The 535-nt window shown below is 45.0% G+C and carries 2 protein-coding genes; both read left to right on the top strand.

Annotated elements, in window-relative coordinates; genetic code table 11:
- On the top strand, positions 1-213 hold a 213-nt coding region (locus tag ABD056_RS22845), incomplete at its 5' end, for a NifU family protein (protein ID WP_343870606.1).
- Between the two features lie 72 nt (positions 214-285).
- The coding region (locus ABD056_RS22840) for a hypothetical protein (protein WP_425545080.1) at positions 286-535 on the top strand (250 nt) is incomplete at its 3' end.

Raw genomic sequence — 535 nt, 5'->3', positions numbered from 1 at the left:
TTAGCCAACCACGGTGGTCGTGTTTCAGTGGTAGAACTGACAGACGACGGCGTCGCTGTACTGCAATTTGGTGGTGGTTGTAATGGCTGTTCACAAGTCGATTTAACTTTAAAAGAAGGGATCGAAAAAGAACTGCTGCAACGTTTTGCCGGTGAATTAACTGCAGTGCGTGATGTGACTGATCACCAACGTGGTGAGCATTCTTACTACTAAGCTGTTGTTTGTATAAGCGATAAAGGCCACTTGATGTGGCCTTTGTTGTATTGATTTCAAAGGAGTTATGAAATGAAACTATGGTGCTGTTTATTTGCTTTGCTGAGCGTTCACATCAGCTTTCAAAGCCATGCCGCTATTATTCTGCAGTACCATCATGTCAGCACTCAGACGCCCCGCTCCACCAGCGTGACGCCAGAAGAGTTTCGCACTCATTTGCAGTATTTAAAAGACAATCAGTATCAAGTCATAGGTTTAGATACTTTGCTGGCACAGCTGCAACAAGGCAAAGAGCCAGCCGATAATGCGGTGGTGATTACCT

The organism is Caenispirillum bisanense (genome assembly GCF_039523075.1).
GTDB lineage: Bacteria > Pseudomonadota > Alphaproteobacteria > Rhodospirillales > Rhodospirillaceae > Caenispirillum > Caenispirillum bisanense.
This window is presented reverse-complemented; position numbering and strand designations above follow the sequence as displayed.